The 13,113-nt window shown below is 68.6% G+C and carries 13 protein-coding genes; 12 read left to right on the top strand and 1 reads right to left on the bottom strand.

All coding sequences use genetic code 11. From position 1 onward, the window contains the following. Nucleotides 1-52 precede the first annotated feature (52 nt). Nucleotides 53-802 (bottom strand): helix-turn-helix domain-containing protein, encoded by a 750-nt coding sequence (locus C2U58_RS09135; RefSeq protein WP_102945579.1) that lies wholly within the window; start codon nt 800-802, stop codon nt 53-55. A 107-nt stretch (nt 803-909) separates the two neighbouring features. On the opposite strand from C2U58_RS09135, the gene hisS reads away from it, so the two are divergent. The 12 genes from hisS to C2U58_RS09075 all read left to right on the top strand — a co-directional run bounded on the left by hisS (nt 910) and on the right by C2U58_RS09075 (nt 13,095). Beyond that, a complete protein-coding gene (gene hisS, locus C2U58_RS09130; protein ID WP_102945578.1) occupies nt 910-2,307 on the top strand; it encodes a histidine--tRNA ligase in 1,398 nt (465 codons plus the stop codon). Nucleotides 2,308-2,871: 564 nt separating this feature from the next. Continuing rightward, a complete protein-coding gene (locus tag C2U58_RS09125; protein ID WP_102945577.1) occupies nt 2,872-3,198 on the top strand; it encodes a YerC/YecD family TrpR-related protein in 327 nt (108 codons plus the stop codon). Nucleotides 3,199-3,209: 11 nt separating this feature from the next. Further along, nucleotides 3,210-4,121 carry an ATP phosphoribosyltransferase gene (hisG, locus tag C2U58_RS09120; protein WP_102945576.1) on the top strand — a complete coding sequence of 304 codons (912 nt, stop codon included), beginning with the start codon at nt 3,210-3,212 and terminating at the stop codon, nt 4,119-4,121. After that, on the top strand, nt 4,118-5,413 hold the full coding sequence (gene hisD / locus C2U58_RS09115) for a histidinol dehydrogenase (RefSeq protein ID WP_102945575.1): 1,296 nt from the start codon (nt 4,118-4,120) through the stop codon (nt 5,411-5,413). The genes hisG and hisD overlap by 4 nt, the downstream gene beginning before the upstream one ends. Next, on the top strand, nt 5,410-6,498 hold the full coding sequence (hisC, locus tag C2U58_RS09110) for a histidinol-phosphate transaminase (protein WP_102945574.1): 1,089 nt from the start codon (nt 5,410-5,412) through the stop codon (nt 6,496-6,498). The genes hisD and hisC overlap by 4 nt, the downstream gene beginning before the upstream one ends. Beyond that, on the top strand, nt 6,495-7,568 hold the full coding sequence (hisB, locus tag C2U58_RS09105) for a bifunctional histidinol-phosphatase/imidazoleglycerol-phosphate dehydratase HisB (RefSeq protein WP_102945573.1): 1,074 nt from the start codon (nt 6,495-6,497) through the stop codon (nt 7,566-7,568). Before hisC ends, hisB begins: the two co-directional genes overlap by 4 nt. Continuing rightward, entirely contained in the window at nt 7,565-8,167 is a 603-nt protein-coding gene (hisH, locus tag C2U58_RS09100; RefSeq protein ID WP_102945572.1) for an imidazole glycerol phosphate synthase subunit HisH, read from the top strand. The genes hisB and hisH overlap by 4 nt, the downstream gene beginning before the upstream one ends. Next, nucleotides 8,164-8,898 (top strand): 1-(5-phosphoribosyl)-5-[(5-phosphoribosylamino)methylideneamino]imidazole-4-carboxamide isomerase, encoded by a 735-nt coding sequence (gene hisA, locus C2U58_RS09095; protein ID WP_102945571.1) that lies wholly within the window; start codon nt 8,164-8,166, stop codon nt 8,896-8,898. Before hisH ends, hisA begins: the two co-directional genes overlap by 4 nt. Continuing rightward, nucleotides 8,892-9,668 carry an imidazole glycerol phosphate synthase subunit HisF gene (gene hisF, locus C2U58_RS09090; RefSeq protein ID WP_102945570.1) on the top strand — a complete coding sequence of 259 codons (777 nt, stop codon included), beginning with the start codon at nt 8,892-8,894 and terminating at the stop codon, nt 9,666-9,668. The genes hisA and hisF overlap by 7 nt, the downstream gene beginning before the upstream one ends. Then, nucleotides 9,658-10,281, top strand: coding sequence for a bifunctional phosphoribosyl-AMP cyclohydrolase/phosphoribosyl-ATP diphosphatase HisIE (hisIE, locus tag C2U58_RS09085; protein ID WP_102945569.1), 624 nt, complete (start codon nt 9,658-9,660; stop codon nt 10,279-10,281). The genes hisF and hisIE overlap by 11 nt, the downstream gene beginning before the upstream one ends. Before the next feature lie 89 nt (nt 10,282-10,370). Continuing rightward, a complete protein-coding gene (locus C2U58_RS09080; RefSeq protein ID WP_102945568.1) occupies nt 10,371-11,969 on the top strand; it encodes a calcineurin-like phosphoesterase family protein in 1,599 nt (532 codons plus the stop codon). Between the two features lie 166 nt (nt 11,970-12,135). After that, nucleotides 12,136-13,095, top strand: a complete 960-nt coding sequence (locus C2U58_RS09075; protein ID WP_102945893.1) for a glucokinase — start codon at nt 12,136-12,138, stop codon at nt 13,093-13,095. Nucleotides 13,096-13,113 lie beyond the last annotated feature (18 nt).

Here is a 13,113-nt window from a genome sequence, read left to right as displayed (position 1 = left end):
CGACCGTATGCCCGGATACGTCAGCAATGGGTTTCACAGCGCCCGGCGGGTGCTATGCGCCGCAAAGATCGCGCAAGCCTGCTTCGTCCAGGATCTCGACGGTGTTGAGGTGGGGCAGGGCGATCAGGCCCTGCTGGCGCAGCTTGGTGAAGGTGCGGCTGACCGTTTCCATGGTCAGGCCGAGGTGGTCGGCGATGTCGCTGCGGCCCATCGGCAGGGTCACGCGCAGGCCGGGATCGCCCAGGCGGGCTTCGCGGGCAGCCAGGCGCAGCAGGAAGTCGGCGAGCTTTTCGGCCGGTTGCAGGCGCGCCAGGGCCAGCGCGGCATCGGCGGCGTCATCCAGCGCCTGGCAGGCGCGCTGGAGCAGCTTGCGCTCCAGGTGCGGGTACCGCGCACGCAGGTCCTTCATCTGCGGCAGGGCGACGCGGCAGACCCGGCTGTCGGCAATGGCCTCGATGTCATACCGGTGGTGGTCGCTGCCGGTCAGGCCCAGGTAGTCGCCGGGCAGCACGAAACCGCTGATCTGGCGGCGGCCATCGGCGAGGGTGCGGACCAGGCGCAGGGCGCCGCCGGTCAAGGTATAGACATGTTGGCGCGGTTCGCCGGCGCGGGCCAGGGTGGCGCCCAGCGGCAGTGCCTGCGAGACGGTGACCCGTTCCAGCGCCTGGACTTCGTCCGGCGACAAGGCTGAACACACGGCCAGATGGCGCACCGAGCAGTGCAGGCAGTCGCGCAGGGCGGAGCAGCCCGGGGCGGGGTCGTCTACGGTGGCAACGGCGGTTCCGGAGTGGGGCCGGGTCATGTCGAACCTGGAAGCGGGGCCTGTCCATGATACGTCATGCGGCGCCCGGCCCGGCTGCGGCTAGAATATGCAGCTCGAACATCCCCACGTTCCGCAGGAGTCCGCAAGTGATCAAGCCCCGTACGCCGCCCGGCATCATGGAATTGCTGCCGCGCGAGCAGATCGCGTTCCAGCGCATGCTGGACGTCATCCGCCGCAATTACGAGCGGTTCGGGTTCCTGCCGGTGGAAACGCCGGTGTTCGAGCTGTCGGACGTGCTGCTGACCAAGTCCGGCGGCGAGACCGAACGCCAGGTGTATTTCGTGCAGTCCACCGGTGCGCTGGCCAATGCGGCCGAGGCGGGCGACAAGAGCCTGCCGGAACTTGCGCTGCGCTTCGACCTGACGGTGCCGCTCGCGCGCTACGTGGCCGAGCACGAGCACGACCTGACCTTCCCGTTCCGCCGTTACCAGATGCAGCGGGTGTACCGTGGCGAGCGCGCGCAGCGCGGCCGTTTCCGCGAGTTCTACCAGTGCGACATCGACGTGATCGGCAAGGACGGCCTGAGCACGCGCTATGACGCGGAAGTGCTGGCGGTAATCCACGCGGTATTCTCGGAACTGCGCATCGGTGATTTTTCGGTGCAGCTGAACAACCGCAAGTTGATGCGCGGTTTCTTCGAGAGCCTGGGCGTGGCCGACGGCGAGCGCCAGATGGCGGTGCTGCGCGAGGTCGACAAGCTGGACAAGCGCGGTCCGGACTACGTGCGCGAAACGCTGACCGGTGAAGGCTTTGCGATTCCGGCCGAACAGGTGGACCGCATCCTGGCGTTCGTGGCGGTGCGTTCGAGCAGCCACGCCGATGCGCTGGCGCAGCTGGACGCGCTGGTGGCCGACGGTAACGCGAGCGAAACGCTGCAGCTGGGTGTGGCCGAGCTGCGCGAGGTGCTGCAGCTGGTGAAGGCGCTGGGCGTACCGGAAACGGCGTACTGCCTGAACTTCTCGATTGCCCGCGGCCTGGATTACTACACCGGCACGGTGTACGAAACCACGCTGACCGACCACCCGCAGATCGGTTCGATCTGTTCGGGCGGCCGTTACGAGGACCTGGCCAGCCACTACAGCAAGTCGAAGCTGCCGGGCGTGGGCATTTCGATCGGGCTGACCCGTCTGTTCTGGCAGCTGCGCGAGGCAGGCCTGATTGCCGGCATCGAAGACAGCAGCGTGCATGCGCTGGTGGCGTTGATGGACGACAACGGCCTGTCTGATTCGCTGGACATCGCACGCCGCCTGCGCGCGGGCGGCATCAACGCGGAAGTGCAGATGGAGCCGAAGAAGATCGGCAAGCAGTTCCAGTACGCGGCCAAGGCGGGCATCCGTTTCGTGGTGCTGGCCGGCGAAGACGAGCTGGCACGCGGCGTGGTGGCAGTGAAAGACCTGTTGCGCGAGCAGCAGTTCGAAGTCGCCCGCGATGAGCTCGCCAGTGCCTTGCAGGTGGAGTTGGAGCAGACCCGCGCTATGGCGTGATGGGTTTTGATTGAAGTTTGTTGAACGACGGCACCTTTGGGTGCCGTTGTTGTTTCTGGCGCTTAGAGCAGCGTTTCAGTTCATACGTGCAGGGGCGGCCGCCGGGCAGCCCCGCTCCGGGACACGCCGTGAACCCATCCATGGGGGCTGCTAGAAAACATCCATGTTTTCTAGCGTCCCTCCGGGGGCTACCCGGCGGCCGCCCCCATCCATGGTCGTGTGCGGTGAGGAAGAGCAGCCGGGCAAGGCCCGGCTCTACCGCTTTTCGGTGACTCACCTGCCACTGTCGGAGGGTCGGCGGGGGTGGGTTTGAGGGGGCACGAGCCGCATGGATGCGGCGATGAGCTTACATGGACGTACTTGCAGCGTCCCCCACAAACCCGCACCCGACGGCCCTGACCAGGGAAACCGCGCACCCGCGAGCTGTTCGCCTGAATCCAACAGCAGCCGGGCAGGGCCCGGCTCTACCGGGCTGGATCCAGGCTCTACCTGAACTGTCGAATCCAGAATTTGGCTTCCGGCGCAATTTGCGCTAATGTAATAGCACGCTATTACATTGATACGATGAAAATCCGCCCAGTCCCCCGTGAAAAAGACACTCAGGCCGATCTGGCCTGCCTCGCTGCGGCGTTTGCCGGGCTGGACAGCGAGGCGCAGGTGACTGCCTTCCTGCGTGACCTGTGCACTCCTGCCGAGCTGGAGGCCCTGTCTGATCGGTGGAAGGTGGTGCCGCTGCTCCGGCAGGGCGTGCCGTATCGCGAAATCCATGAATTGACCGGTGTCAGCGTGACCACCACCGGGCGCGTGGCGCGCTCGCTGGACCATGGCCACGGCGGCTATGCCGCCGCCATTGCCGCGACCGCCACGCCCGCGTCCCCCGAATCCGAGTAGAGACCTCCCCCATGAGTGCAACCCAGACCGCCCCGGCACGCGACCGGCTGCGTATCGCCATCCAGAAGAGCGGGCGGCTCGCCGAACCCGCGCGCAGCCTGCTCACCGCCTGCGGCCTGAGCTGGCGGCAGAGCCGCGACAAGCTCTTCTGCTACGGCGAATCGCTGCCCGTCGACCTCCTGCTCGTGCGCGACGACGACATCCCCGGCCTGATCGCCGACGGCGTCTGCGACTTCGGCATCGTCGGCCGCAACGAACTGGACGAACAGGGCGCCGCCCGCCGCCGGATCGGCCTGCCCGACGCCTACCAGGCCCTGCGCGGCCTCAACTTCGGCCAGTGCCGCCTGATGCTCGCCGTGCCCGACGAATGGGACTGGCAGGGCGTCCAGCAGCTCGCCGGCAAACGCATCGCCACCAGCTACCCCGCCATCCTCGCCGACTGGCTGGCCGAGCGCGGCGTCGACGCCCAGGTCGTCGAACTGTCCGGCTCCGTGGAAATCGCCCCGCGCCTCGGCACCGCCGACCTCATCTGCGACCTCGTCTCCAGCGGCGCCACCCTGGCCGCCAACCAGCTCAAGCCGGTCGAAACCCTGCTCGAAAGCGAAGCCGTACTCGCCGGACCAGTCAAAACCCCCGACGACGCCCGCGCCGGCCTCATGGCCATGCTGCTGCGCCGCCTCGACGGCGTAGTGAACGTGCAGGACAGCAAGCTGCTGATGTTCCGCGCCGATCAGGACCGCGTCTCCGACCTGGCCCGCCTGCTGCCCGACGCCGACCCGCTCGTGCAGCTGCCCGACGACGGCGGCCGCCTGCGCCTGCAGACCATGTGCCACGGCGCCCTGACCTGGCAGCGGCTCGAAGAGCTGGAGCGCGCCGGCGCCCAGGGGTTGATGGTGTTGAGCGTGGAGCGGTCGCTGGCATGAATCGTCTGCACTGGTCCCAGCTGGATGCCACCGAACAGGCCCAGGCGCTGCAGCGCCCCGTACAGGCCGTGGCCGCGCGTACCCGTGAATCGGTCGCCGCCCTGATCTCCTCCGTACGCGAAGACGGCGACGCCGCCCTGCGCGAAATCAGCCTGCGCTTCGACGGCGTCGCGCCCGCCTCGTTCGAAGTCAATGACGAAGAATTCGCCGCCGCCGAACGCGCCGTGCCGGCCGAACTGCGCCAGGCCATGATCGACGCCGCCGAGCGCATCCGCCTGTTCCACAAGGCCGGCATGAGCCAGGGCTACGCGGTCGAAACTGCCCCCGGCGTGCGCTGCGAACGCATGGTCCGGCCGATTGGCCGGGTCGGCCTGTATGTGCCCGCCGGCAGCGCGCCGCTGCCGTCCACCGCGCTGATGCTCGGCGTTCCCGCACAGCTTGCCGGATGCCGCGAAGTCGTGCTGTGCACCCCGCCGCGCCGCGACGGCAGCGCCGATCCCGCCGTGCTCGTCGCCGCGCGCCTGACCGGCGTGCACCGCGTGTTCAAGCTCGGCGGCGCCCAGGCCATTGCCGCCATGGCTTACGGCACCGCCAGCGTGCCTGCCTGCGACAAGCTGTACGGTCCCGGCAACAGCTACGTGACCGAAGCCAAGCAGCAGGTCGCACAGGACGGCGCCGCCGCCATCGACATGCCCGCCGGTCCTTCCGAAGTGCTGGTGATTGCCGATGCCGGCGCCAACCCCGCGTTCGTGGCCGCCGACCTGCTCTCCCAGGCCGAACACGGCCCGGACTCGCAGGTACTGCTGCTCACCGATGATGCCGCCATGCTGGAGCGCGTCGAAGCACAGGTACAGGCGCAGCTGGCGAAGCTGTCGCGCGCCGACATCGCCGCCCAGGCACTGCAGTCCTCGCGCCTGATCCTGGTCGACTCCCTCGTCCAGGCCTTCCAGATCAGCAACCGCTATGCGCCCGAACACCTGATCCTGGCCCTGCGCGAACCGCGCGACTGGTTGGCCCAGGTCGAGGCCGCAGGCTCGGTGTTCCTTGGCGACTACACGCCCGAAGCACTCGGCGACTACTGCAGCGGCACCAACCACGTGCTGCCCACCGCCGGCGCCGCGCGCGCCTACAGCGGCGTCAGCGTTGCCAGTTTCCAGAACATGATCAGCGTGCAGTCCGCCACTGCGCAGGGCATTGCGAATATCGGCGAGTGCGCGCGCGTGCTGGCCCGTGCCGAAGGCCTGGATGCGCACGAAAACGCCGTAGCCCTGCGCATGGAGAGCGTCGCATGAGCGCCGACACCGTGCTTTCGCTGGTGCGCGACGACCTGCGCGCATTCGCCGGTTATTCCTCTGCGCGCAGCAGCGCGCTGGTCGGCGATGTCTGGCTCAATGCCAACGAATCGGCCTGGTCCAACCCGGCCGACGCGCAGGGCATCGCACGGCGCTATCCCGAACCCCAGCCGCAGGCCCTGCGCACGCAGCTCGCCGCGCTGTATGGCTGCAGCGCAGACCAGCTGCTGATCGGGCGCGGCAGTGACGAAGCCATCGACCTGCTGGTGCGCGCCCTGTGCCAGCCCGGCCGCGACGCGGTACTGGTCACCCCACCGGTGTTCGGCATGTACGCGGTCTGCGCACGCCTGCAGAACGCGCCGCTGCTGGAGGTCCCTCTGTGCGACAGCGGCGACGCATTGGTCGCCGACATCGACGCCATCATTGCGGCCGCGCTGTCAGGCAACGCCAAGCTGGTATTCCTGTGCACGCCCTCGAATCCGGCCGGCAGCAGCATTGCATTGAGCGACATCGAGCGCGTCGCCCAGGCGCTGAAGGGCAGGGCACTGGTGGTGGTTGACGAGGCCTACGGCGAGTACGCCGACCAGGCGTCTGCGACCACCCTGTTGTCCCGCTACGACAACGTGGCGGTGCTGCGCACCCTGTCCAAGGCGCATGCGTTGGCCGCCGCCCGTATCGGCACCCTGATCGCGGCGCCGACCCTGATCCAGGTGCTGCGCCGTTGCCAGGCGCCGTACCCGGTGCCCGCGCCGTGCACCGCGCTGGCGCTGGCCGCGCTCGACTCCGATGCGCTGGCCGTGACCGACGCGCGCGTGGCGCAGGTCAAGGCCGAGCGTGACCGTCTGTACCAGGCCCTGCAGCAGGCCCCCGGCGTGCTGCGCGCCTATCCCTCGCAGGGCAATTACCTGCTTGCCCGTTTCGAGGACGCACAGGCCGCCTTCGACGCGCTGCTGGCCGCCGGCGTGGTCGTCCGCGACCAGCGCGCCGCCCCGCAACTGCACGACGCACTGCGCATCACCATTGGCAGCCCGGAACAGAACGACCGTGTGCTCCAGGTACTTACCGCCCGGAGGGCCGCCGCATGACACCGATCCTGTTCGTCGACCGCGACGGCACCCTCATCGAAGAGCCCGCCGACTTCCAGATCGACGCCTACGAGAAGATCCGCTTCGTGCGCGATGTGATCCCGGCGATGCTCAGGCTGCGCGATGCCGGCTACCAGTTCGTCATCGTCAGCAACCAGGACGGGCTCGGCAGCGAAGGCTACCCGCAAGCCGCCTTCGACGGTCCCAACGACCTGATGCTGCAGATCTTTGCCAGCCAGGGCATCGTGTTCCGTGACGTGCTCATCGACGGCACCTGGCCGCACGACAACGCGCCCACCCGCAAACCCGGCATCGGCATGATGCTGCCGTACCTGCAGGACCGCAGCATCGACTGGGCGCGCTCGGCCATGGTCGGCGACCGTCCCACCGACATCCAGTTCGCGCAGAACATGAACATCCGCGGTTTCCAGTTGCGTACCGAGCAGTTCGGCGGCGAATGGGACTGGAACGGCATCGCCCACGACCTCGCCGATGCGCCTCGTCGCGCCACCGTGCAGCGCAATACCAAGGAAACCCGCATCCGCGTGGAGGTGGACCTCGACCGTACCGCCGAACCGCAGACCCACACCGGCCTGCCGTTCTTCGACCACATGCTGGAGCAGATCGGCAAGCACGGCGGCTTCGCGCTGAGCGTGCAGGCCGATGGCGACCTGCATATCGACGAACACCACACCATCGAAGACACCGGCCTGGCGCTCGGCCAGGCCCTGCGCGAAGCGCTGGGCGACAAGCGCGGGATTGGCCGCTATGGCTTCACTCTCCCGATGGACGAAACCCTGGCCAGCGCCGCGCTGGATTTCAGCGGCCGGCCGTACTTCGTGTTCGAAGGCGAGTTCAAGCGCGAGCGCGTCGGCGACATGCCGACCGAGCTGGTGCCGCATTTCTTCCGTTCGCTGTGCGATGCCTCGGGCTTGAACCTGCACCTGAGCGTGCGCGGCGATAACGACCACCACAAGGTCGAGGCCTGCTTCAAGGCGCTGGCCCGGGCCCTGCGCCAGGCCCTGCCGCGCCAGGGCACCGCGCTGCCCAGTACCAAGGGGGCGCTGTGACCGACGTTGCGCTGATCGATGCCGGCGGTGCCAACCTGGGTTCGGTGCGCTACGCGCTGGAGCGGCTGGGTGCGAACGTGCAGCTGGTGCGCGACGCGGACGGCCTGCACGGCGCGCGCCGGGTGATCCTGCCGGGCGTGGGCGCGGCGAAACCGGCGATGCAGCGCCTGCACGCGCAGGGGCTGGTCGAACCGCTGCGGCGCCTGCAGGTGCCGCTGATGGGCATCTGCCTGGGCATGCAGCTGCTGTTCGAGCATTCCGAAGAAGCCGGGGTGGAAACGCTGGGCCTGATCCCTGGCACCGTGCGCAAACTGGTGCCGGCCACGGGTATCCGCGTGCCGCACATGGGCTGGAACCGGCTGCTGCCGTTGAAGCCATCGGTGCTGCTGCGCGACATCCCCGCGCGTGCCAGCGCCTACTTCGTGCACAGCTATGCCGCGCCGCTCAACGCCCACACCGTCGCCGCCTGCGACCACGGCGGGCTGTTCACCGCGATGGTGGAGCAGGGTCGGTACTTCGGTGCCCAGTTCCACCCCGAGCGTTCCGGCGACACCGGCGCGCTGATGCTGCGCAATTTCCTTGAGGACACCGCTGTATGAGTTTCATCGTCTACCCCGCGCTGGATATCCGTGGCGGCCGCGTGGTGCGGCTGCGCCAGGGCGACTATGCGCAGGAAACCCACTACGGCGACGACCCGCTGCCGCGCGCCCAGGCCTTTGAGGCGCAGGGCGCACGCTGGATGCACCTGGTCGACCTCGACGCCGCACGCGCCGGGGGGTACACCCTGGCACCGCTGCTGGCAGCGATCCGCGCCAACACCGGCCTGCAGGTGCAGACCGGTGGCGGCGTCCGTGGCCGCGACGATGTGGCGCGCATCCTCGATGCCGGCGCCAGCCGCGTGGTGGTCGGCTCGCTGGCGGTGCGCGAACCGGAGCAGGTGATCGGTTGGCTGGCAGCGTTCGGCGCCGAGCGCATCACCATCGCGCTGGATGCGCGCCAGGACGCCGATGGCGAATGGCAGCTGCCGGTACACGGCTGGACAGAGAACGCCGGGGTGACCCTGGACGCACTCGCCGAGCGCTACGCGCAGGCCGGCCTGCGCCACCTGCTGTGCACCGACATCGCGCGCGACGGCATGCTGGCCGGACCGAACCTGGAGCTGTACCGGCACCTCACCGCGCGCCTGCCGGGCGTGGCGGTCCAGGCCTCCGGTGGCGTGCGCGACGTGGCCGACGTGGCTGCCGCGCGCGCCGCGGGCTGTGCCGGTGCGGTGCTGGGCAAGGCCCTGCTGGAACAGCGCATGGACCTGGGCGAGGCGCTGGCATGTTGAGCCGTCGCATCATTCCCTGCCTGGACGTGCGCGACGGCCGCGTGGTCAAGGGCGTGCGCTTCCGCGACCATGTGGACATGGGCGACATCGTCGAGCTGTCGCAGCGCTACCGCGACCAGGGCGCCGACGAGCTGGTGTTCTACGACATCGGGGCCAGCCCGGAAGCGCGTTCGGTGGATGTGGCCTGGATCGAGCGCATCGCGCGCCTGATCGACATTCCGTTCTGCGTGGCCGGTGGCATCGACAGCGTCGAGACCGCACGCCGCGTGCTGTTTTCCGGCGCCGACAAGATTTCGATCAACTCCCCGGCGCTGGGTCGGCCGGAGCTGATCACCGAGCTGGCCGACGAGTTCGGCGTGCAATGCGTGGTGGTCGGCATCGACTCGGTGCGCGAAGCCGACGGGCAATGGCGGGTGCGCCGTTTCAGCGGCGACCCGGACAAGACCCAGGCCGTCGCGGTGCGCACGCTGGACTGGGTACGCGAAGTGCAGCGCCGGGGTGCCGGCGAGATCGTGCTGAACTGCATGGACAGTGACGGCGTGCGCCGTGGCTACGACGTCGAGCAGCTGCGCCAGGCGCGCGACGCCTGCCACGTGCCCCTGATCGCCTCCGGCGGCGCCGGCGAGATGCAGCACTTCGCCGATGTGTTCGACCAGGCCGATGTCGACGGCGCGCTCGCCGCCAGCGTCTTCCACAGCGGCGCCATCGCCATTCCCGCGCTGAAGCAGTTCCTGCGCACGCAGCAGATCGAGGTTCGAGATGTCTATTGAAGTGTTGCCCTCCCGCGAGGCCCTGGACACCCTGGACTGGGCCAAGGGCGACGGCCTGTTGCCGGTGGTGGTGCAGGACGCCGACAGCCTGGCAGTACTGATGCTGGGCTACGCCACTGCCGAGTCGCTGGCGTTGACTCTGGAAACCGGGCACATGACCTTCTACAGCCGCAGCAAACAGCGGCTGTGGACCAAGGGCGAGTCGTCCGGCAACGTGCTGGCGGTGGTGGCGGTGCGCGTGGACTGCGACCGCGACACCCTGCTGGTCAGTGCCCGGCCGGCCGGGCCCACCTGCCACACCGGCAGCGAAAGCTGCTTCGCCCAGGCGCCGGGCAATTTCCTGGGCCGACTGGACGCACTGGTGCGCGAGCGCGAACAACAGCGCCCGGACAACAGCTACACCACCTCGCTGTTCGAGCAGGGCATCCGCCGGATCGCGCAGAAGGTGGGCGAGGAAGGCGTGGAAACCGCGCTGGCCGGCGTGGTCCAGGACGATGCCGCGTTGCTGGGGGAGTCGGCCGACCTGCTGTTCCACCTGACCGTGCTGCTGCGTGCCCGTGGCCTGTCGCTGCAGGACGCGGTCGAGGTGCTGGTGGCCCGCCACGCGAAATGAGTGCGGCGGCCGCCATTTAACGCTGCTGAAACGGACCACCAGCGATGATGTGCGGCTTTACACTTGCCCACCTCCTACGGAACGCCTCGATGACCCGCACTGCTGCCTGGCTGGCCTGCCTGCTGTTGATGTCCGCACCTGCCTGGGCCAGCGAGGCCACCGTGACCGGCAAGGTCTACCAGGAGCGCGACGGCAAGCCCGGCCGCGGTCCCACCGACCCCGCGCTGGCGGGGGTGCAGGTCTCCAACGGCGAGGCGATCGTGCGCACCGCCGCCGACGGCAGCTACAGCCTGCCGATCCGCGACGGCCAGACCGTGTTCGTGATCAAGCCCGACGAGTTCCAGTTCCCGGTCGCGGCCAATGGCATGCCCAGCTACTGGCGGCACTACGCGCCGCAGGGCTCGCCGCGGCTGAAGTACGACGGCATCGCCGCCACCGGCGGCAACGTGCGCAACTGGGACTTCGCGCTGGAGCCGGCCAAGGATGCCGACGCCGCGCGTTCCGGCTTTGAAATGCTGGTGTTCACCGACTCGCAGACCGCCAGCCGCCAGGATGTAGGCTACTACCATCGTGCGATCGTCGAGCCGATCATCGGCAAGCACCCGGCGCGCCTGGGCACGACCCTGGGCGACATCGTCAACGACGACCTCTCCCTGTATCCGGAGATCAACAAGGCCACCGCGCAGCTGCAGGTGCCGTGGTTCCATGTGCCGGGCAACCACGACCTGGACATGGATGCCGGCGACGACCGCCATTCGCTGGACAGCTGGCGTGCGGTGTATGGTCCGGACACCTACGCGGTGGAGGAGGGCGGCGCCAGTTTCGTGTTCCTCGACGACGTGGTCTACGACCCGACCGCCAAGCCGAAGTATGTAGGCGGCCTACGCCCGGACCAGTTCACCTTCCTGGCCAATTACCTCAAGGGCCTGCCGCGCGACCGCCTGCTGGTGCTGGGCATGCACATCCCGCTGTTCGATGCCGCACCCGGCCGCGAGACCTTCCGCCACGCCGACCGCACCCGTCTGTTCGCGCTGCTCAAGGATTTCCCGCATGTACTTGTACTCAGCGGCCACAGCCACACCCAGCAGCACTATTACCACGGCGAAGCCGAAGGCTGGAAAGGCAGCCGGCCGCTGCACGAGTACAACGTGGGCGCGGCCTGTGGCGCGTTCTGGTCCGGCGTAAAGGACAGCGCCGGCATTCCCGATGCCACCATGAGCGACGGCACCCCGAACGGGTATGCCGTGCTCTCGGTGCAGCCGGGCGGCGAGTACGGCCTGCGCTATTACGTGGCGCGCGCGCCGGACGACTACCAGATCGCGCTGCATGCGCCGAAAGTGCTGCGCAAAGGCGCCTACCCGGCCTGGGGCGTGTTCGCCAATGTGTTCATGGGCCAGGCCGACACGGTGGTCGAATTCCGCGTGGATGATGGCACATGGCAGCCGATGAAGCGGGTGGAGCAGCCGGACCCGCGCGTGCTGCTCGAGAACGTCGCCGACGACACCGCCGAGCGCCTGCGCGGTTTCGACCGCTCGCCGGAAGCCACGCCGTCCACGCACCTGTGGCGCGGCGCGCTGCCGACCGACCTGGCCATCGGCGACCACAAGGTGGACGTGCGTGCCGTCCACGCCGACGGCCCCACCGCAACGGCCAGCACCACCTACCGCCTGCAGACCGCCAAACCCTGATGCCGTACGCCCGGGTACGGCAAAACCAGCTTTGCAAACCCGAACCGATCACCGAAAATCCGCCGATGCGATCGAATCAATCCAAGGCCTGCGCGTGAGCGTTGCAACACCGTTTCCCGACGCCCATGCGGCTCAACCGCCACGCCCCGGTTTCCAAGGCGATACCCTGATCGTCGCCGACGTCGGCGGAACCTACGCGCGCCTGGCAGTGGCCGAGACCGTAGCCGGCCACGCACCGCGAATCCGTAACCTGCGTCGCTACGCCTGTGCGGAATTCGCCAGCCTGGCGAGCATCCTTGCTGCGTTCCGTGCTTCACAGGACAGTGCCCCGGCGACCGCCGTCGTCGCCATCGCCGGCCTGCTCGAAGGCGACCACCTGGTCAACACCAACCTGCCGTGGCCGGTATCCGTAGCCGCGACGCGCCGCGACGCCGGGCTCGCCTCGCTCGATTTGATCAACGATTTCGAAGCCGTTGCCTACGCGATCCCGCATGTGGCCGCCGACACGCTGGTGGCGTTGAACGGCGAATCCGATGCAGGCAGCCGTTGGCCGGCACTGGTGCTGGGCCCGGGCACCGGGCTGGGCGCGGCGCTGCGTTTCGAAGCCGGCGCAGGCGCGGTGCTGGCCAGCGAAGCCGGGCACGCCGCACTCGGTGCGGTCACCGCACTCGAACTGCAGGTGCTCCAGCAGATGCTGCAACGCTGGGAACACGTGGACAACGAACGCATCCTGTCCGGCAGCGGGTTGATGAACCTGTATCCCAGCCTGTGTGCGATCCGTGGCGTGGCACCGCAGTGGACCACCACCGAGGCATTGATCGGCGCCGCACTGGCGGGCGACGACGCGTTGGCCGTGGAAACACTGGAGGTGTTCTGCGGCTGGCTGGGCAGCCTGGCCGGCGACCTGGCGGCGACCTTCGGGGCGCGCTCGGTGTACCTGGCCGGTGGCATTTCCGGCCACGTTGCACGGTTCATCGATGACGGTCACTTCCGCAGCCGGTTCCTGGCCAAGGGCGTGATGCGCCGGGTGCTGGAACAGGTGCCGGTGTGGCGGGTCGAACATGGCGAGCTGGGCGTGGTCGGTGCGGCGGTATGGCACGCCGAGAACCGCCGCGCGGCCGCATAGCATTCAATTCCGGGGGAG

The sequence above is a fragment of the Stenotrophomonas sp. VV52 genome (genome assembly GCF_002893095.1).
Lineage (GTDB): Bacteria > Pseudomonadota > Gammaproteobacteria > Xanthomonadales > Xanthomonadaceae > Stenotrophomonas > Stenotrophomonas aracearum.
This window is presented reverse-complemented; position numbering and strand designations above follow the sequence as displayed.

Coding starts and splice junctions, on each gene's coding strand:
- C2U58_RS09135 (WP_102945579.1), bottom strand. CDS start 802: ATGACCCGGCCCCACTCCGGAACCGCCGTTGCCACCGTAGACGACCCC.
- C2U58_RS09125 (WP_102945577.1), top strand. CDS start 2,872: ATGAAAATCCGCCCAGTCCCCCGTGAAAAAGACACTCAGGCCGATCTG.
- hisG (WP_102945576.1), top strand. CDS start 3,210: ATGAGTGCAACCCAGACCGCCCCGGCACGCGACCGGCTGCGTATCGCC.
- hisD (WP_102945575.1), top strand. CDS start 4,118: ATGAATCGTCTGCACTGGTCCCAGCTGGATGCCACCGAACAGGCCCAG.
- hisC (WP_102945574.1), top strand. CDS start 5,410: ATGAGCGCCGACACCGTGCTTTCGCTGGTGCGCGACGACCTGCGCGCA.
- hisB (WP_102945573.1), top strand. CDS start 6,495: ATGACACCGATCCTGTTCGTCGACCGCGACGGCACCCTCATCGAAGAG.
- hisA (WP_102945571.1), top strand. CDS start 8,164: ATGAGTTTCATCGTCTACCCCGCGCTGGATATCCGTGGCGGCCGCGTG.
- hisF (WP_102945570.1), top strand. CDS start 8,892: ATGTTGAGCCGTCGCATCATTCCCTGCCTGGACGTGCGCGACGGCCGC.
- hisIE (WP_102945569.1), top strand. CDS start 9,658: ATGTCTATTGAAGTGTTGCCCTCCCGCGAGGCCCTGGACACCCTGGAC.
- C2U58_RS09080 (WP_102945568.1), top strand. CDS start 10,371: ATGACCCGCACTGCTGCCTGGCTGGCCTGCCTGCTGTTGATGTCCGCA.